This window comes from Ruegeria sp. BI7 (assembly GCF_056537925.1).
In genome coordinates this window covers 24,478-44,018 of the sequence record NZ_JBQFSK010000010.1, presented here as the reverse complement: position 1 = coordinate 44,018, position 19,541 = coordinate 24,478, and the positions used below count along the sequence as shown (strand labels likewise).

Annotated in this window: 15 protein-coding genes; 7 read left to right on the top strand and 8 right to left on the bottom strand. The window is 58.5% G+C overall.

Going from position 1 to position 19,541, the window contains the following annotated elements; genetic code table 11:
* The first annotated feature begins 15 nt into the window (after nucleotides 1-15).
* From ACR0JB_RS18230 to ACR0JB_RS18215, 4 genes are all read left to right on the top strand, one after another.
* Nucleotides 16-1,215 carry a TCR/Tet family MFS transporter gene (locus tag ACR0JB_RS18230; RefSeq protein WP_170362462.1) on the top strand — a complete coding sequence of 400 codons (1,200 nt, stop codon included), beginning with the start codon at nucleotides 16-18 and terminating at the stop codon, nucleotides 1,213-1,215.
* Nucleotides 1,216-1,296: 81 nt separating this feature from the next.
* Nucleotides 1,297-2,391 carry a Zn-dependent alcohol dehydrogenase gene (locus ACR0JB_RS18225; RefSeq protein ID WP_170399087.1) on the top strand — a complete coding sequence of 365 codons (1,095 nt, stop codon included), beginning with the start codon at nucleotides 1,297-1,299 and terminating at the stop codon, nucleotides 2,389-2,391.
* A 24-nt stretch (nucleotides 2,392-2,415) separates the two neighbouring features.
* The gene (locus ACR0JB_RS18220) at nucleotides 2,416-3,648 is read left to right on the top strand and encodes a mandelate racemase/muconate lactonizing enzyme family protein (protein ID WP_170399085.1); all 1,233 of its coding nucleotides are present in this window, start codon (nucleotides 2,416-2,418) and stop codon (nucleotides 3,646-3,648) included.
* A gap of 113 nt (nucleotides 3,649-3,761) precedes the next feature.
* Complete coding sequence (locus tag ACR0JB_RS18215) at nucleotides 3,762-4,049, top strand: ArsR/SmtB family transcription factor (protein ID WP_170399286.1); 288 nt, start codon at nucleotides 3,762-3,764, stop codon at nucleotides 4,047-4,049.
* Here ACR0JB_RS18215 and ACR0JB_RS18210 read toward each other — a convergent pair.
* Nucleotides 4,046-7,042: an ABC transporter transmembrane domain-containing protein gene (locus tag ACR0JB_RS18210; protein WP_480790179.1), complete on the bottom strand. Its 2,997-nt coding sequence runs from the start codon at nucleotides 7,040-7,042 to the stop codon at nucleotides 4,046-4,048. The two genes, ACR0JB_RS18215 and ACR0JB_RS18210, sit on opposite strands and share 4 nt — an antisense overlap.
* Before the next feature lie 244 nt (nucleotides 7,043-7,286).
* Here ACR0JB_RS18210 and ACR0JB_RS18205 point away from each other — a divergent pair, with 244 nt between their 5' ends.
* Nucleotides 7,287-7,646 (top strand): DUF3307 domain-containing protein, encoded by a 360-nt coding sequence (locus ACR0JB_RS18205; protein WP_437436841.1) that lies wholly within the window; start codon nucleotides 7,287-7,289, stop codon nucleotides 7,644-7,646.
* Between the two features lie 13 nt (nucleotides 7,647-7,659).
* On the opposite strand, the gene ACR0JB_RS18200 is transcribed toward ACR0JB_RS18205, so the two are convergent.
* The 7 genes from ACR0JB_RS18200 to ACR0JB_RS18170 all read right to left on the bottom strand — a co-directional run bounded on the left by ACR0JB_RS18200 (nucleotide 7,660) and on the right by ACR0JB_RS18170 (nucleotide 15,587).
* Nucleotides 7,660-8,391: a hypothetical protein gene (locus ACR0JB_RS18200; RefSeq protein WP_170399077.1), complete on the bottom strand. Its 732-nt coding sequence runs from the start codon at nucleotides 8,389-8,391 to the stop codon at nucleotides 7,660-7,662.
* A 52-nt stretch (nucleotides 8,392-8,443) separates the two neighbouring features.
* Nucleotides 8,444-9,748, bottom strand: a complete 1,305-nt coding sequence (locus ACR0JB_RS18195; RefSeq protein WP_170362467.1) for an NAD(P)/FAD-dependent oxidoreductase — start codon at nucleotides 9,746-9,748, stop codon at nucleotides 8,444-8,446.
* Nucleotides 9,745-10,419: a TetR/AcrR family transcriptional regulator gene (locus tag ACR0JB_RS18190; RefSeq protein ID WP_170553642.1), complete on the bottom strand. Its 675-nt coding sequence runs from the start codon at nucleotides 10,417-10,419 to the stop codon at nucleotides 9,745-9,747. Before ACR0JB_RS18190 ends, ACR0JB_RS18195 begins: the two co-directional genes overlap by 4 nt.
* Nucleotides 10,420-11,973, bottom strand: coding sequence for a trimethylamine methyltransferase family protein (locus ACR0JB_RS18185; protein ID WP_480790168.1), 1,554 nt, complete (start codon nucleotides 11,971-11,973; stop codon nucleotides 10,420-10,422).
* On the bottom strand, nucleotides 11,973-14,375 hold the full coding sequence (locus ACR0JB_RS18180; RefSeq protein ID WP_170506598.1) for a GcvT family protein: 2,403 nt from the start codon (nucleotides 14,373-14,375) through the stop codon (nucleotides 11,973-11,975). Before ACR0JB_RS18180 ends, ACR0JB_RS18185 begins: the two co-directional genes overlap by 1 nt.
* A 110-nt stretch (nucleotides 14,376-14,485) precedes the next feature.
* Nucleotides 14,486-15,115: a glutathione S-transferase family protein gene (locus ACR0JB_RS18175; RefSeq protein WP_170506601.1), complete on the bottom strand. Its 630-nt coding sequence runs from the start codon at nucleotides 15,113-15,115 to the stop codon at nucleotides 14,486-14,488.
* A 16-nt stretch (nucleotides 15,116-15,131) separates the two neighbouring features.
* Nucleotides 15,132-15,587 (bottom strand): class I SAM-dependent methyltransferase, encoded by a 456-nt coding sequence (locus ACR0JB_RS18170; protein WP_254428615.1) that lies wholly within the window; start codon nucleotides 15,585-15,587, stop codon nucleotides 15,132-15,134.
* Nucleotides 15,588-15,862: 275 nt separating this feature from the next.
* Here ACR0JB_RS18170 and ACR0JB_RS18165 point away from each other — a divergent pair, with 275 nt between their 5' ends.
* Together ACR0JB_RS18165 and ACR0JB_RS18160 are read left to right on the top strand one after the other, a co-directional pair.
* Complete coding sequence (locus ACR0JB_RS18165) at nucleotides 15,863-17,635, top strand: ABC transporter ATP-binding protein (protein WP_170351798.1); 1,773 nt, start codon at nucleotides 15,863-15,865, stop codon at nucleotides 17,633-17,635.
* Nucleotides 17,628-19,538: an ABC transporter substrate-binding protein gene (locus ACR0JB_RS18160; RefSeq protein WP_170399060.1), complete on the top strand. Its 1,911-nt coding sequence runs from the start codon at nucleotides 17,628-17,630 to the stop codon at nucleotides 19,536-19,538. Before ACR0JB_RS18165 ends, ACR0JB_RS18160 begins: the two co-directional genes overlap by 8 nt.
* The last annotated feature ends 3 nt before the right edge of the window (nucleotides 19,539-19,541 follow it).

The window sequence follows — 19,541 nt, the reverse complement described above, 5'->3', positions numbered from 1 at the left end:
TCGCGAGCGGTTTCTATGCGTCTACCTTTTCTCTTCGTACTCGGCACGGTGATGATCGACGCCATGGGCATCGGTCTGGTGTTGCCCATCATGCCAGAGCTGATCATCGAGGTTCAGGGCGGCACTTTGGCCGACGCAGCGATCTGGGGCGGCGCGCTCAGCACCGCCTTTGCCGCGATGCAATTCGTATTTGGGCCAATTTTGGGCAACCTATCCGACGCCTATGGCCGGCGCACTGTGCTGTTGGTGTCCTTGTTCGTCATGTCGCTGGACTATGTGGTGATGGCGATTGCCGGCAGCATCTGGTTGCTGTTGGTCGGGCGCATCGTGGGTGGCATCACCGCGGCCACCCATGCCACGGCGGCGGCGTTCATGGCGGATGTCTCGAAACCGCACGAAAAGGCGGCGAATTTTGGCCTGCTGGGTGCCGCCTTCGGGGTGGGGTTTGTGCTGGGCCCAGTTATCGGTGGGTTGCTGAGCGAATACGGAACCCGCGCGCCTTTTTGGGCGGCAGCCGCCTTGTCCGCGCTGACTTTTCTGGCGGGCCTTTTGGTCATGCCGGAAACGGTGACCGACAAAACCCGCCGGGCCTTCAGCCTGCGCCGCGCCAATCCGGTGAACTCGCTACGCGCCATCGCATCGTTGCCGGGCATCCGCCCAATGCTGTGGGTCTATTTCCTCTATTCCGTGTCCATCTACGTCTACCCCGCGATCTGGGCCTATTTCACAACGGAACGGTTCGGCTGGTCGCCGCAAATGATCGGTCTGTCACTGGGCGTGTACGGGATCGGCATGGCCGCTGTACAAGGTGGCCTGATCCGCCCCGCGACCCGGTACCTGGGTGAGAGGGTAACGATCATCTACGGTATGGCTTTCGAAGTGGTCAGCTTTCTGCTGTTGGCTTTCCTGACCAATGGCTTCATCGCTCTGATGCTGATCCCGATTACCGCAGTCGGTGCGGTGGTGACCCCTGCCCTGCAGGCCCTGACATCCCGCGCAACCCCGGATTCGCAACAAGGTGAGTTGCAGGGTGTGCTGACCTCGCTGCACGCACTGTCGATGGTGATTTCGCCACTGGTGATGACCAGTGTGTTCGCTCATTTTGCCAAACCTGACGCGGCGATCTACCTGCCCGGCGCGCCATTCCTGCTGGCCCTGGTTCTGATGGTCGTCGGATTTGCCTTATTTTTGCGATCTCGCCCTGTCGTAGCGTAACAACGACGCCTGGATGACGGTTTCCGTCTTGCGACATGCAGTTTCCCGCGCCACCGTGATCGAAAAGGAGTGAGGGACCACATGCAAACCATCAAAGCCGCCGTCTGCCGGGCGTTTGACGAACCTCTGGTCATCGAAGACGTCTTGCTGGCACCGCCGGGCGCGGGCGAGGTCGAAGTGACACTCGAGGCCGTGGCAATCTGCCATTCCGATATCACCTTTGCTAGCGGGGCATGGGGTGGGCATTTGCCTGCCGTCTATGGCCACGAAGCCGCCGGAGTGATCACCGCGATTGGCGACGAGGCCGGGGGTTTCAAGGTTGGCGACCCAGTAGTTGTTACCCTAATCCGCGGCTGCGGGTCCTGCCCGTCTTGCGCAGGCGGCCAGCCAACCATCTGCGAAACGCCTTACGACACCGTCAAAGGACCGTTGCAGACAGTGGACGGTGGTCCCTTAGATCAGGCGATGGCTTGCGGTGCCTTTGCCGAAAAGGTTGTCGTCAGCCACCGGCAAATCGTGAAACTTCCTGCTGAGATGCCGAAAGACGTGGCCAGCCTCCTGTCCTGCGGCGTGATCACCGGGGTCGGTGCGGCGGTGAATGCCGCGAAGCTACGCCCAGGTCAGGACGTGGTGGTCATCGGCGCGGGTGGTGTCGGGTTAAACGCCATTCAGGGGGCCCGTATCGCCGGGGCACGTCGTATTGTGGCCGTCGACATGACCGAGGAAAAACTGGACATCGCCATGGAATTCGGCGCGACCCATGGGGTCTTGGCCAGTCAGGATCAACCATGGAAAGCCGCCTTCAAAGCTTTGGGTGGGCGCGGCGCGGATGCGGTTCTGATCACCGTCGGTGCAATTCCGGCCTATGATCAGGCCCCGCGTTATTTGGGTCGGGGCGGCCGTGCGATCATGATCGGCATGCCGCATTCGGGCGATATGTCCAGCTATGAACCAGTGGTTCTGGCCGCGCTGGGTCAGGGCATGGTGGGTTCGAAAATGGGCGATGTTGTCATTCAGCGCGATATCCCGTGGATGATCGACCTATACGAACAGGGACGGTTAAAACTGGACGAACTGATCTCGGGCCGGTGGTCCCTGGATCAGATCAACGAGGCAATCGAAGACACCAAAACCGGATCCGCCAAGCGCAACGTGATCCTGTTCGACAGGGGCTGACGCCATCCAAGGGGAGGACACCGGATGAAACTGCAGGACCTCGACATCATCGTTACCGCCCCACCTGCACCGGGCTGGGGTGGACGGTACTGGATTTTGGTCAAAGTGACGACAGATACCGGGATCACCGGCTGGGGGGAATGTTATGCCTCATCCGTCGGTCCCGACGCGATGCAGCTCGTGATCCGGGACGTGTTCGAACGGCATATGCTGGGCGAAAACCCGGAAAATATCGAGTTGATGTTCCGCCGTGCCTATTCCAGCGGCTTTACTCAGCGTCCCGATCTGACTGTTATGGGCGCGTTTTCGGGGCTTGAGATCGCCTGTTGGGATATACTGGGCAAGGATCGCGACCGCCCGGTCTATGCTCTGCTGGGTGGGGTGATGAACGAACGCATCCGGGCCTACACCTACCTTTACCCCCTGCCGCAACATGATCTGTCCGATTTCTGGACCTCACCCGATCAGGCCGGTGAATGCGCGGCCGAGATGGTGCGGCGTGGCTTTACCGCTGTGAAATTCGACCCGGCAGGCCCTTACACGATCCGCGGTGGGCATATGCCTGCGATATCCGATATCTCAATGTCGGTCGCGTTCTGCAAAGCGATCCGCGAGGCCGTGGGGGACAGGGCCGACCTGCTGTTCGGCACCCATGGTCAGTTCAACACCGCAGGCGCAATCCGGTTAGGTCAGGCGCTGGAGCCCTACTCTCCGCTGTGGTTTGAAGAACCCACCCCGCCCGACATGATCGAGGATATGGCCCGCGTCGCCCGCAACGTCCGCATCCCTGTCGCGACCGGAGAACGTATGACCACCAAGGCCGAATTCGGCGCGGTACTGCGTGCCGGGGCTGCCGAAATCCTGCAACCCGCCCTTGGTCGCGCTGGTGGCATATGGGAGATGAAGAAGGTCGCCGCCATGGCCGAGGTGTTCAATGCCCAAATGGCACCGCATCTATATGCCGGACCTATCGAGTGGGCCGCAAATATCCATCTGGCCGCGTCGATCCCAAATCTGCTGCTGCTGGAGACCATCGAAACGCCTTTCCACGATCAACTGATCAAAGGCACTTTGCGTGTCGATGATGGTTTCGTGACCGCCCCAACCACACCCGGCCTTGGGATCGAGGTGGACGAGGACCTGGCCCGTGCGCATCCCTACAGCGGCGACGGGCTGCATTTGCAAATGCAGGAAGAACCTTGCGACTATGTCAACGGCAACGCCTTTCAAGGGGGTGCGCCAGCGACCGAGGGGTGACAACCAAACCGGTTTCAGGGCATATTGGTCCAACCCCATTGCGAACAAACAGGCTGCGTGTGACCCCCAAAGCCCAAGACACCGAAGGCGAACATTCTGAAAACCCCGCGGACATGAAAGAAAGCGCCGCGCGGGCTGCGGCGTTTCTGAAAACACTGGCCCATGAAGGCAGGCTCATGATCCTGTGCCATCTGGGCGACGGCGAAAAATCAGTGGGTGAGTTAGAGGACCTGCTGCAAATCCGGCAGGCCGCCGTCAGCCAGATGCTGGCCCGATTGCGGCAGGAACAGCTGGTGTCCACGCGCAGAGACGGCAAGACTATCTATTACTCGCTGCATGACGGCAATACCGCGCAGGTCATCGGGTTGCTTTACGAATTGTTCTGTAAGCCCAAGATCTAGTTCGAAACGTATCCAGCGATCACCTGCATCAGCTTGAATGCGGTAGCGGCATCGTTTTCGACCACCGCCAGGAATTCCTCTTCCCCGATCCGCAAGCAGGACAGTTCCGTCTCGGCAATCATGCTCAGGGCGCGGGGCTCCTTGCGGATCAGCCCCAGTTCCCCCACCAGTGCCCCCGGCCCCACTTTTGTGATCAGTTGATCCGGGCCTTCCATCTGCGGCAGGTACAGCCCGGCCTCGCCTTCAAGCACCACATAGGCCCCATCAGTGGGTTGGTCATCTTTCAGAAACACAACCTCGCCCGGCTTGGCATCGAACCAGCGCGCACCAAAGGCCAGCAGGCGCAACTGCCTGCGGTCAAGACCGGAAAACAGCGGCGTCTGTTCCAATGCGCGCAGCTTGCGCGCCAGATCGGCTGAGGCGGCGCTATCCTCTTCCACGGCATCATACCCTCCGTCCGAGACCACACGACCTTGCCGGATTTCGACAAACATGTCGAATACATCCGGATTTTCGAACTGGTCGTTCAGATAGATGACTGTCGTGTCGGGCAGCAACTGACGCAGGTTTTTGTAAACAGCAACTTGTGTCGCCATGTCATAGCTGGCGAGCGCGTTTTCCAGGATCAGGATGTCCGGCTTTTTGATCGTCGCGCGGGTAAAGGCCAGTGGTTCGGCAAAAACGGCGGGCAAGTTCTGACCACCGATTGCGACCGGGACGTCATAAATCAGTTCGACCACCAGCGGGCGCGCGCCGTTTTCGTCCAGCACATCGACAATCAGCTTACGCGCCTCGTCCGAACGACCGCCCCCGATCTGACTGACTTTGCCGAACAGGGCGTTTTCCATAACGGTCAGACCCGGCGCAAATGCCGTTTTGTCCAGCGAGACGAAAACGTCATGCAACCGCCCCAGCAATTTCTCGGAATGGCTGTGACGTAGTTCGAGGATTCGGTTCTTTAACTCATCGGTAAAGGCAGGCCCAATCTGTTCCGCCGAAATCACGAATGGCACCGCCAGCAGATTGGCCAGTTGTTCGTCATCCAGACCGGATACGCCCTCATTCCTGGTCCGCTCGACCAGTTCCAGCGCGGCCTCATAGGTTTGCGCCTCAAGTCCCAGCTTGCGGAACAGCGGGTGGTCGGTGCCGTCCAGACCAAAGATCTGACGCAGCATCTCGATCACATCGCGGGTCAGACCAACCAGTGTTTCGTCCAACCCCAACTCGCGCAGTTGTCCCAAAAAGACGGTTTGACGCGCCAGCAATTCCTGCGTGACCGGCACACGCGGCGTGGCAAACAGCAGGTTTTCCACCACCGGCAAGGCCGGGTTGTAGGTGTCGCGATCAAACACCAAAGCTTGTTGTTCCAGCCCAGCCTTTTGCACCGCCTGCTGGACCAAGGGGCGCAGCTCGACCAATTTGCTGGCCAATTCCGGGTGTTCAACCGGATCAAACACTTGCTCTGATCCACGCTGGAACAAAGCCGCCCCCGACCCCATGCCGTCAATCAGGTGCAACCACCAATCGCGCAGCGCGTCGGGGCTGTCCAACCCAGCCTGAGACGGGTCAAGCCACTCGGCATCATACGGATCGGCGCTGTTGCCTGCGCGTTGGGTCTCAGCAAAATCAGGGTCGTCGGACTGCGTTGTCAGCGGCCTCTGACGCATCGGCATCATCACATTGTCGCCCAACGTCCCCTTAAACATAACTGGGCGTGACGAGGCGTAGCCGATGCGCGCGGCCACCACACTTTGATGCAGGTTCGACAGGTTTTCGCCACCAATCTCGACCCGACCCGCGCTGGGCAGAATTTCCCGCGTCAGCAACTCAGCAACGGCGCGCCGGTCCTCTTCGCTGGGGGCCGCAATCCCAACAGTTTGTCCGCCTTTAAAGGTAAGGTTCAGATCATCCAAAACCTGATTGCCATCCATATCCCGAACCGAGACCCGATCCAGCGCGATATCCCCATTCAGATGTGGTCGCGTTTCGGGCTCGCCTTCGAACAGCTTTTCATCGGGCATTCCCGGCGGGGCAAAACGTTCGATCACCACGTCCCAGCGCAGCGACATGTCCTGCGTCTGGTTGTAGTAGGTCAGCAACTCTTTCCAGGGCGAGCTCAGGTCCTTATACGCCGCCAACGCCGCCACCAGCGCCCCCAATGAGACCGAGCCCTGCAACACCAGAAGTCCGCCAATCAGATAGAACATGAACGGCGTCAGCTGCGAGATGAAGTTGTTGATAAACTTCATAAAAAATTTTTTCTGGTAGATCTCGAAGCGAATGCCATACAGCCGCCCCAATTGATCCGAGATCATCGCCCGGCGATAACGCCAGCCGCCATTGGCACGCAAGGTCGAGGCCCCGGCTGCATTCTCTCCAATCTGCGCGGCCAGCACGCGAACTTCCTGAATGCGTTTCTTGTTCAGTAAGTTGATCTGACGCTGCAGCTTGGGAATCAGCCACGCCTGCAGCGGTATCAGGGCCACAGCGGCCAGCCCGAACCAGACGCTTTGCAGGAACAGGAACGACAGGATCGTGATCATCTGTCCCGCTTGCAGGACCGGCTGGCTGATCGCATCGCCCATAAGCCCACCCATAGGCTCGCTTTCGGCGGTGATCATCGACACCATTTCACCCTGGCTGACCCGCTCGAAATACGGTTGGGGGAAACGCAGGGCGCGGTTGATCAGCTGATACCGGAAGCGGCGCAGCATCCGTTCGCTCAGCACACCCTTCATGGTGTTGATACGCATCTTCATCAGGCCATGCGCCAGCACCGCCAGTAAGAACGCGCCGCACAGAATAATCAGGAATGTGGTTTGCGGTACCTGATACCCCAGAACATCCACAATCGGGCTGGCTGCACCAATGGCATCGTTGATAATGCGCTTGGGCAATTCCAGTGTCAGATACAGCAGCGGGAACAGCGTAGACGTCACGGCCAGCAGAATTAGCTGATCGCGTTTTGAGTACTTCCAAATAAACCGGAAAATCGAACGTTCTATGGATCCTGCCCCTGTTTTGAATCACCGATCCGATCTGAAAGAAATTGCGGCGCATCCAACAGGCTGAATTTACAGCATTCGTGACCACTGACGCAAATAGTTTCCAGTTTGCACATAAATTCGCCATGTGTGATCTAGTTTATTTGCGCCGCACCAGTTTAGCCCCTAGAGTTCGCTTTAGGACGATATCGGGAGAAACAATTTGACCGCCAGCTTGGGCGCAGTGTTGTCGATGCTCTGCTTGTTGCAGATCAAACATATGTTCGCGGATTTCTACCTTCAGACACCCAAAATGCTATCGGGGCGTGGTGAGTATCTTCACTGGGGTCGCGCGCAACATGCCGGCGTACATGTTATCGGATCCGTTATTGTCTTTGTGCTGTTCGGCGCGCCTTGGGCTTTTATTCTTATAATTGCCGCCCTGGAATGGTTCGTACATTTCAACATCGATTTTGCCAAAGCCAGTTATTCTGACAAGAAAAAACTGATGCCAACACAGGCTGCTTTTTGGCGCGCTGCGGGTCTGGACCAGTTGATGCACAACCTGACCTATATCGCGATGGTCTGGGCCTGGGCCGAATTCGCCACCTGATCTATTGACCGTTTCAGGCGAAATCTCTCAGGGCTGACGCGCGATAGGCAGCCAGCCATTGCTGGTCCAACGCATCAAGCTTGCTAGTGTCGAACCTGTCCGCAACTTCCCAATACCGCCCCGAGGGCACGTGATACCCCAGCTCATTTTCCGACTGGACAATGGCCTGCATCGCATCGGTTTCGGGTAAGTCGTCTCTTACAAGATCACCGATCCCGACGGACGGAAACAGCAGGCGGCTCTCCCCTTTTGACAGCCTGACGACCTGGCATCCCTGATCTGCACCAAACAGCGCCAGGCGCGCCGATTTAGCCTCGAGCGACCGCAAAGTGATATCCGTACGCAAAGGATCAGCCTGACCGGTTCCGTAGAAATGCGTCTTCCCGGTATCCGGGTAGATCATGTCACAGCCGAAAAAGGCCAGCACCGCAGGCCTTAGCACCGCCAAGGCCCAATAGCCCGCGGTAAACGCCATCGTTCCGCCAGCGTAGACAAACCCACCAAACCCATTTTGCGCCGGTACATAGTCCTGCGCCGTGATGATCCGCTGATGCGGGGCAAGTCCAGTTGGATGGTTTGTTATCGGGAAATCTTCGGGGTGGATCAGCATGTCCCAATCTGGCCGGATGCGCCAGGCGTTATTGATCGCGACAATATGGGTAAAGGGATCGCGCGCCCAGCCTTGCGCGGCCAAGGCGCCGGGCGCGCTGCCCAGTATCAGAACTCGGTTCGATGGTTCAGTCATCCAGGACCCCACAAACGGTTCCTGGAAAGACTAGAGCAGTTTTGCAGGCAGGCTAGCCCAGAACCGAAAAACTGCTTTCTTCGTTGATCGGACGTTTACGCGAGTAGAACCCAACATCGATCATCCGCTTGATATAGGGCAGCTCGAACTGCAGTGGCTGCGCATCGTGATCCGCCCCACCCTCGCAATAGTCGATCAGGGCCGTCATCATCTTTCCTGCGATCGGCGCGTTCTTGTACTGGTTTCCACTGGTGCCGCAGGCCATGTAGAACCCCGGCAGGCTGGACTTGTCATAGATCGGAATCCAATCGGTCGACGCATCATACAGATCAACCACCCCACGGGTTTTGGACGGGATGCCAAGGCTGGGCACCCGCTGGGCATAGCGCATCGCCTGTGTGGTCCACTGGTCGGTGAAGTCGTGATTGTAGTGCACGTCATCCTCGCACCACTGATGCGGATCGCATTCGGGATCTTCTGAACCCACGAGGATATGATTGCCATGTTCAGGGCGGCAGTAACACGCGATATCGCTGTCCGACACAATAGTACCGTCATTTTCGAAATCGAATCCCTCAGGCGCGGGGACGTGAACCACTTCCTGTCGCAGAGGGCGGGTTTCGATGGTCATGTCGTCCAATACGCCAGCCATCTTGTTGATAATCGCTGATCCCGGTCCAGCGACATTTACCACGACCTTGGCGCGGATTTCCTCGCCCGAGGCCAGTTTGACCCCGGCCACGCGACCACCTTCCGTCAGAATTTCGACCACCTCGGCCCCGGTGCGCACTTCTGACCCATGCTGTTTGGCGGCATCCATCAGGTTCTGCGCCGACAAGGCCGGGTCGGTAACGTATCCGGCCTGCGGCCAGAACACGCCGCCCTGCATCTTGCGCCCGTTCGGCTGGCCAAATTCCGGGTCCTCCATGCGTTTGGGCGGGGTGAAGCTGTCCAATGAATAAACCGGCAGACGCTCCGTGATTTTTTCAGGCGACCAATCTTCGAACGGGCAATCCAGATCCGCACTGTTTTTCATGTGCTTTTCCAGCATCCCGTTGGCTTCGGTCTTCATCACCAGACATCCGGTTTCACGAAACTGCGCCAGATTGGCATCTGCTGGCAGGCCCAGATATTCGGCCCAATCGCGCCAATAGTGATAGCCTTCCCACGCAAAGGCCGTGCCATCGAAGGTCGAATAATGCATCCGAATGATCGCGCAGGACCCGGCGGTCGAGCCGTGACCGACCTGAGCATTGCGGTCCAACGACAGAGTTTTCCACCCGGCCTTGGCCATCTCGAACGCGATGGCCGCGCCGATGACACCCGTGCCAATGATAATTGCGTCTGGTTGACTCATTCTGTTGCTCCCTCCCAATAGCGCGTTGAATAGGCGCTGAATTCTTCGACTTCTTCGGGCCTGGGTTCGACTCCGGTGAAGACGTAAAGGTAATGCGACACCAGCGACAGCCGCGTTTCCATCGGCTCGTTCAACTGCGCCAGATCGTACCCGATTTGCATGTAGTACAACACGCGCGCGCGGGTTTCGGCCTCAATCTCGGGATACCCATATCGCGCAAACATGGCGTGCAACGCCTCAAGCCGCCGCCCGTCCGATTGATCCAGGGCTCGTCGCACCTTGCCCGACTTACGCGCCCAGTCACGTACGGCGAAATCCAACGCTGTGTCGAAAAGACCCGTGTTCACTACGCAGCGATGCACATTGCAGACGGCGGCGGTGATGGTTTCGGCGGGTGCTTCGGCCTGCGCAACCAGCGCCGCTGTATTGGTTGCCTGCCAGCGGGCCAGCAGTGCGTCCAGCAATTCCTGCCGGGACTTGAAATACCAATAGAAAGATGATCGCGACACGGCCATCCGCTCGGCCAGATTCAGAACCTTGATCTGGTCCACCCCGTCCGAGATCAGCACATCCATCGCCACGTTCAGCCAATCGTCGCGCGTGACCTTGATGTTGCCGACCAGCGGTTCGGCCTTGGGATCGTCCCTATGCAGGATCGGTTTTGTGTTCATTCAACTCTCCGGCGGTGCGCCGCCTTCAGCCGTACGGCGTGCGATGAAGTCCTGCAAGTCACCCAACCTGTCGCTGTCCCCGGCAGGGGCTTTGAAATCGTTCAGGATGGTCTTCCAAACGTCCGTTGCACGGTGATTGGCGTCGATTGATCCGCGCTCAGTCCAGGTGCCGAAATTGGCATAGTCATGCACATGGGGCTCGTAGAATTCGGTATTGTAGCGCTCCATCGTCTGGCTGGAGGCAAAGAAATGCCCGCTGGGTTCAACCTCACGCAGGGCGGTGTCATAACCGATCTCGGCCGTGCCCGCTTGTGCGCCAGCACACAGCTCGGCCACCATATTCAGCACTTCGGCGTCACAGATCATCTTTTCGAACGAGACCGTCAATCCACCCTCAAGCCACCCGGCCGAATGGATGATCACCGTGGCCCCGGCCATCAGACACCCCCAAAGGCCAAACTGATTTTCATTCGCGGCCTGAACGTCGTTTACATTCGACGCCGACCCGGCGGCGGACCGCCACGGAAGGCCCAGATGCCGCGCCAACTGCCCCGCCGCCAGAGACGCCTGGAAATGCGAAGGCGTCCCAAACGCTGGAGCCCCCGATTTCATGTCCACGTTGCTGGTGAAGGTCCCATAACACACCGACGCGCCGGGATTGGTTAGCTGGGTCAGGGTAACCGCTGCCAAAGCCTCGGCATGAGACAGCGTAATCGCCCCGGCCACAGTAATGGGTGCCATCGCCCCCATTAGCGTGAACGGCGTGACAATCGACATCTGACCGTGGCGGGCAAAGTCGATTAGACCTTGCGCCATGGGGATATCCAACGTCCGCGGACTGTTGGTATTGATGATCGTATAGCTGTGCGGGGTGGCGCGGAATTCATCGTCCGGCAGGCCACGCGCAGTGGTCAGCATCTCAAAACAATCCATCACCTGCGGCGTTCCGCGAGAGTAGAAGAACGGGAACTTGTCAGTCAGCTCCATCTGCGCCTGCGTGGTGAAATAGTGACGCAGGTGGGTCGGCACGTCCTGTGGTTCGACCTGCGGGGAGATCATCTGGAACACATCAAAGTGGTGCGTAAGTTTCAAAAAATCCAGATAGTCCTGCCCCGTCGCGGGGCGACGACCCTTTTCCAGATCGGTGGCATTCGGAGCCCCTGCCCCTGGTTGAAACACAAGACTGCCCAGTTCCAGCGTGAAATCACGACGGCGCGCGCCAGCACGGCAATTGATGGACTTGGGGGCTGACGCTATGGCGGCCTCAACGATCTCTCGACCGATGAAGACCATTTCACTGTCTTCCTCTACCCGTGCGCCTGCCTTGTCGAATATTCGGCGGGCTTCGGGCAGCAGAACCTTAATCCCCAGATCCTGAAGCGTCCGCAGGGCGGTTTCGTGCATATCGGCGATCTGATCCGCCGGGAATACTTCCATCAATGGAAACGGATTACGCAGCTGGCGGTAATTCACATCGCGACTTGGGGCAGGCGCGGCGTCTGCACCGCGTCCACGACGCCGCCTGCTGCGCTCGGATGTTTGCGAGATCACCATCAGCCCCTCATCGCCTTACCGTTCGGATCGTATGGGGACGTTGCGATCACACACGCGGGGCGTTCAACACCAACCACATGAACCGTCAACTCGGTACCCGGTTCGGCCTTGTCGCGGTTGACCAAAGCCATTGCCAGTGACTTGCCGGTATAGTGACCATAGCCGCCCGAAGTCACGAAACCCACACGCTCATCGTCGGCCCAGATCGGTTCATACCCGCTGGCGTCAGCGTCCAGCGCGTCTATTTCCAGCGTTACTTGCACTTGCGCCGGGCCGTTTCCGTCACGCTCGGCCAATGCAGCGTCTTTGCCGACGAAATCCTTATCCCAGTCGATCCAGCGATCCATTCCTGTCATCGCCGGCGTATAGGCCTGGGTGAACTCCGCCGACCAGATACCAAAGCTTTTTTCCAGCCGCGTCGACAGCATCGCGTTGAAGCCGCATTCGCGAATACCTTCATCCGCCCCGGCCTCAAGCAGCATCCGGCGCAGCGCAATATGATCGCCATAACGGCAGTTGATCTCATAGCCTTTTTCGCCTGTCACCGACATACGCGCGACGCGGGCGCGAACAAGGCCGATATCGAATTCATCGCAGCCCATGAACCCAAGACCCGAGATATCCTGTTCCGCCAGTTTCTCGACCACTGCCGGCGATTTCGGCCCTACCACAGCGAAACCACAATACTCTTCACCCAGATCACGGATATTGACGCCGTCGATCATGTGATCGTCGAACCAGCGCATGTGCCAGGCGCGCAGATAATAGCTGCCCATGATCCACCAGGTGTCGTCGCCCCAGTTAAGAACGGTCAGATCCCCTTTGAGCCGCCCGTCCTCGCCCAGCATCGGGGCCAATTTGGCACGGCCCGGCGCGGGGAGTTTCGATGCCATGACCTTATCGAGCCAAACCTCAGCATTGGGGCCGCTGACCTCGAACCGCGAAAAGCCCGAGATATCCAACAGGCCGACGCCTTCGCGGATCACCTTGCATTCCTCGGCCACGATGTCGTGAGCGTTTGATCGTTTGAGCGTCGGTGTTTCCTCAAACCCTTTCGGCGCGAAATACAGCGGCACTTCCAGATCCCAGCTAACACCCCATTTGCAGCCGGCCTCTGTCATTGCGTCATGGGCGGGCGCCATCTTCAGCGGACGGCCCGCGGGCAGTTGCTCATTCGGGTAGGTCATTACGAAACGGCGGGAATAGAACTGCCCGGTGGTTTCGCGGATATAGCGTTTGTTCTGCGCGAAATCACCATACCGCGCCACGTCCATCGGCCATGCATCCGCCTCAGGCTCGCCATGGATCATCCACTCGGCCAATGTTTTGCCAACGCCGCCGCCCTGCAAGAACCCGGCCATCACCGCGCAAGCCGACCAATAACCGCGCTTGCCCGGAACGGGTCCGACCAGCGGGTTACCATCTGGCGAGAAAGTAAACGCCCCGTTTACCCACGTCTTGATCCCCACGTTCTGAATCGACGGGTATCGCTCAAAGCCCAGCGTCAGTTCGTTTTCAATCCGATCCAGCTGTTCTTGGAACAGCTCTTCGCCGTAATTCCACGGTGCGCCGTCCATAGCCCAGTGTTCGTGATCAATCTCGTAGATACCAACAAGGACGCCCTTCTGGTCCTGCCGCATATAGGTGAACCCTTCGAGGTCGACGGTCATCGGCATCTCGAAATCCGCCTGCGCCACTTCGGGCACCGTGTCGGTAATCAGATAGTGGTGTTTCAGCGGCGAGACCGGCAGTTCGATGCCAGCCATGCGGCCCACCTGTTTGGCCCAAAGCCCAGCCGCATTGACCACATGTTCGCAAGTGATCGTGCCCTTGTCGGTCACCACCTGCCAACCATCCGCGGTTTGGATCAGCTCCTCAACCTTGGTTTCCTCGTAATACTCGGCACCACGTTTTCTGGCTGCCGTTGCATAAGCCTGCACCGTGCCGGTCGTGTCGATATAGCCCTCGCGGTCCGCCCACATAGCACCCAGCACGCCGTCGGTGGACATGATCGGGCAACGGCGCTGCGCCTCTTCCGGAGACAGCAACTCGCAATCCTCAATGCCGATAGACTGAAAAATACGGTAGTTCGCCTGTAGCCACTCCCACCGTTCGGGCGTTCCAGCCAACGTCAGGCCACCGGTCATGTGCATACCGATATTCTGACCCGATTCCTTTTCAATCTCACTAAGCAGATCGATGGTATACGCCTGCAGCGAGGCCATATTTGGGTCAGCGTTCAACGCATGAACCCCTCCGGCAGCGTGCCAGGAAGATCCCGATGCCAACCGCCGCCGTTCCAGCATCACCACATCCGACCAGCCGAACTTGGCCAGGTGATACAGAACCGAGGCGCCCACAACGCCGCCCCCGATAACCACAACACGGTACTGAGATTTCATCCTGCCCTCCCAACATGGCTTGGGCAGAACGCTAGACCCACTGTTCACTTCTGTCTAGACATTTCTGTACAGTCCTACCCGCACCAGAATGTTGGGCGAATTTCTCTGGTTTAAAGCTGCGCGCTGGGCCGTGTGCTGACCTTTTCGAACCAAGTCAGCGTTGCCGAATTTTCCTGCGGTATTCGCGTCTTGATCACTCGGGCAAAGTCAACAAAGACAAATGTTGAGATGTCAGCCAGCGTAAACTCAGACCCGGCGATATAGGGACTTTCCGCCAATCGCCATTCCAACAGATCGAAAAAATACCCAACCCGCGCGGCACCTCGTTGCGCCAGTTCAGGAATCTGAGCGTGATTCACCGGACCGGGAATCGCCCTGTCGGCAAAGGCGGGATGCGTGTTGCGTAAAGTTTCGCCAATGGGCGCCCCGCCTTGCTGTTCAACGATACTGTTCCACATCAAAACCAGCCCTTTTTCATCCGGGGTGCGCCCCATCAAAGGCGGCTCGGGAAATCGGGCCTCGAGATAGGCCGCGATGCCAAGGTTCTCAGTCAGTGCCGTGCCCTCATCCGTGATCAGCACAGGAAGGGTCGCGTTCGGATTGATCGCTTTGAACGCATCGCTCAGCTGTTCGCCTTTGCCGATCGAGACCTCGCGGGTTTCGACCTCCAGCCCTTTTTCCGCGATGAACATACGAGCCCGGCGTGGGTTCGGGGCGGTCTTGCAATCGTAGAACAGCATGGGATGCTCCTGTGTCTCAGCGGCGATAGACGAAGCACCGGCCCTGAACCGCACCGGGCGGCAAAGGCAATTCAGTCAGTTCGTCGAAATACATCCGATCACTGGAGACCATCAAACCACCTTCTGCCAGCAGAGGTTGGATCAACGGTGAAACAAATCTGGCAAAGGCGTCGTTCTTTTCTCGGTTATGCCCGCCAAGGTCCGCGTGGATCAGGCTTGCAGTGGCACCGAAACGCGTCAGCGCGGCGGGCAGCGTTTCGCGCACATCGCCCAGAATCACCCGATCCTCGGGGGGCGTTGAATCTGGGTGGGACGCCACCGCGCGTTCAAACACGTACACGGGGCGGTCCTTCACATATTGCGCCATGTGATGATAGGTCCGCCCATTGCCCAAACCCAATTCAAAGACCGGCCCCGCCATGCCTCGCGATTCGGCAATGGCAAAATCCAGACAGGCGCGTTGCGACACCATGCGGTCAATGAACAGATCGAGTCGGCTTTGATCGTCGGGCACGGGGAAATCTCTCCTTGATATCAGTCGATTTGCCAGATGGGGTCGACATGGCCCGTGATCGCAAATCCTCAAGACTTTGTGTAGACAAATTGGTGTCAGTTTCACGTTTCCGCGACATTTCACCCCAAGAACGGGTTTGACTACCCCGCCCCAACCGCGCGAGACTGCGTCAAAAAACACGGGGAGTTGATCAAGCCGATGCCGACCTACGGCCCAACGGGTGGAAAACCCGCATGACCGCTTTGTTGTCTGTGCGCGATTTGAGCATCGGTTTTGGTGCGGGCAACCCCGTTGTCAAAGGCGTCAATTTTGACGTCGAGGCGGGGCAGACACTTGCGCTGGTCGGCGAATCCGGTTCTGGCAAGACTATCTCGTGCAGGGCGGCGTTGCGGATTTTGCCACGCACCGCGCAAATTCGCAGCGGGACAATCATTCTGAATGATTCCAAAGGCACAGAGGATCTGACCAAGATTAGCGAAAAGCAGATGCGCGGTATTCGCGGCAACCGCGTTTCGATGATCTTTCAAGAACCGATGCGATCCCTGTCGCCGCTGCACAAGATCGGCAATCAGGTCAGCGAGGTTCTCTGGCTGCACCGTGGCGCGTCCGAGGCGCAGGCCCGCAAAGAAGTTTTGACTCAGTTCGAGCGCGTTGGCTTTCCCGATCCCCAACGTGCCTATGATTCTTACCCGTTTGAATTGTCCGGTGGCATGCGCCAACGCGCCATGATTGCGATGGCGATGGTGTCCAAGCCGGAATTGTTGATCGCGGACGAGCCGACAACCGCGCTTGACGTGACGACACAGGCGCAGGTTCTGGGCCTGATCAAGGAATTGCAGCGCGAAACCGGCATGGCACTGATCCTTGTCACCCATGATCTAGGCGTGGTCGCCAATATGGCAGAACAGGTCGTCGTCATGCACAAGGGCCGTGTGATGGAATCCGGGGCCGCCGCCCCGATCCTGACCTCACCCGCGCATCCTTACACGCAGCAATTGTTCAACGCCGCACCCGAGATTCCGGACGAAGACTCAGTTGGGATACCGATGCCCGACGAGGATCTGATCCTACAGATCAAGAACGTCTCAAAAACTTACACCTTGCGATCCAGCAAGGGTTGGAAGGGTGAACAACTGATCCATGCCTGCCGTGGCGTTGACATGAAGCTCGCACGCGGCAAGACGCTGGCCGTGGTCGGCGAAAGCGGCTCGGGCAAGACTACGGCCGCGCGCATTGCGTTGGGCGCCGAACTTCCCGATCCCGGCGGCGAGGTTCTGTTCCGCACCTCGCCAACCGAAGACCCGATTACCGTTCACCATATGACCCGTGCCCAGCGCACTGCGTTTCAGCGTAAGGCGCAGATGGTGTTTCAAGACCCCTACAGCTCGCTCAGCCCGCGCATGCGCATTCAGGATGCGATGACCGAGCCGTTGGAGATTCACAAGATCGGCACCGCATCTGAACAGCGTGACAAAGCCGCCGAGATGCTGCTGCGGGTTGGGCTGAACGCCGACATGCTGAAACGCTATCCTCATGCCTTTTCTGGTGGTCAGCGACAGCGCCTGTCCATTGCCCGCGCCATGATGCTGGACCCGCAGCTGATCGTGTGCGACGAGCCTACATCAGCTTTGGATGTCTCGGTTCAGGAACAAATCCTGACACTGCTGGAAGATTTGCAGGACAGTCTGAACCTGTCCTACTTCTTTATCTCTCACGACCTTGCCGTTGTGGCGCGCATTGCCGACGAGGTTGCTGTGATGCGCCGCGGGCTGGTCGTTGAACAGGCCCCGCCCGAGACCCTTTTCTACAATCCCCGCCACCCGTACACCAAGGCGCTGATTGCCGCCCAGCCAGAACCTGACATCAACCGCCCAATCGACCTGAAATTGGTTGCTTTGGGCGCAGGTTCGCCGGACAGTTGGGATGACGCCTTCCGATTTACTGACTCCGTGATACCTTCGCTGGTAGAGATGGAACCCGGCCATAAGGTACGATGCCATGTTTAAGACCACTCGCCCCCTGCTTCTGGCTGCCACGCTGACGGCTGCGTGGATGCTGCCCGCCTCGGCGGAAACACCCACCCCAAAGGAAAGCGGATTTTGGGAAAGTGAGGTGAGCGCGGGCAATCTGCCACCTGTTCAGGATCGCCTTCCCGATGAACCGCTGGTTGTCGATCTGGCGGCAAAGGGGCGTGAATTTGGAACACCAGGCGGCACTTTGCGCACCATGGTCACCCGGTCCAAGGACATCCGCCAGATGGTTGTCTATGGCTATGCCCGGCTGGTGGGATTCAACGAAAATTACGAACTTGTACCCGACCTGCTCGAGTCCTACGAAAGCGAAGACAACCGCAAGTTTACCCTGAACCTGCGCGAGGGGCATAAATGGTCAGACGGATCGCCGTTTACATCCGAGGATTTCCGGTACTGGTGGGAAGATGTCGCAAATAACGAGCTGCTCAGCCCGTCCGGCCCGCCCGATTTTCTGATCGTCGAAGGCAAAACGCCAACGGTGAGTTACCCCGACGAAACCACGATTGTTTTCGAATGGGAGGACCCGAACCCGGATTTCCTGCAATCACTGGCACAGGCGCGCCCGCCCTTCATTTACCGACCGGCCGCATTTCTGAAGCCGTATCACGAGAAATATGCAGATCCCGAAGAGATGGCCGCATTGGTCGAAGACAACCGCGTCAAAAGCTGGGCGGCACTGCACAACAAGCTGGATAACCTCTACAAGTTCGACAACCACGAACTACCCACGCTTCAGCCATGGCTGAATGCCAGCTCGGGCAAGAAAATCCGGCACAATTTCGTGCGCAACCCCTATTACCACCGCATCGACAGTCAGGGCGTGCAACTGCCCTATATCGACGTGGTCGAGATGGAGATTGTCGCCCCCGGTCTGGTCGCAGCAAAAACCAACGCCGGTGAAACTGACCTACAAGGGCGCGGGCTGGCGTTCCGCGATGCGTCGATCCTGAAAAAGGGTGAAGAGGTCGGGAACTACAAGACACGGCTGTGGAAAACCGGTGTCGCGTCGCAGATCGCAATCTATCCGAACCTGAACTTTGCTGATGACGGTTGGCGCGACGTTCTGCGCGATGTCCGCGTGCGCCGTGCCCTGTCACTTGCCATCGATCGCAAGACGATCAATCAGGCGCTGTATTTCAAACTGGCCCAGCCCGGCGCGATGTCGGTTCTGCCTGCGTCACCGTTCTATGATGAGGAAAACGCTCAGGCATGGGCGCAATATGACATCGAAATGGCCAATGCCCTACTGGATGAGGCCGGATTGACAGAGCGCGACAAGAACGGCATCCGCATGCTGCCCGATGGCCGCCCGATGGAACTGATCATCGAAACTGCCGGTGAACGGCAAGAAGTCGAGAACGCGCTGCAGATCGTCACCGACACCTGGCGCGAGATTGGCGTCGCTCTGGTCATGCGGCCGCTGGATCGGGACATACTGCGCAACCGCGTTTTTGCTGGAAACACAATGGCTTCGGTCTGGTTTGGCTGGGATGACGGTATTCCGCAGGCCCACACCTCGCCCGCTTATCTGGCTCCGACCGATCAGGTCTTTCTGGCCTGGCCCAAATGGGGTCAATTTTATCAAACCGGTGGCGACGCAGGCGAAGCCCCCGACATGCCCGAGGCAGAACGCCTGATGCAGCTGGCCCATGATTGGGAGGTCGCCACCAACGACGACGATCGCAAGGCAATCTGGACCGAGATGTTGAACATTCATGCCGAACAGCTATTTGCCATCGGCATTCTGAACGGCGCACCGCAGCCTGTGGTGGTGTCGAACCGCCTGCGCAACGTGCCCGAACAGGCCATGTGGGCATGGGAGCCCGGCGCCCATTTCGGCATTCACCGGCCGGACGAATTCTTCTTCGCCGACTGATCA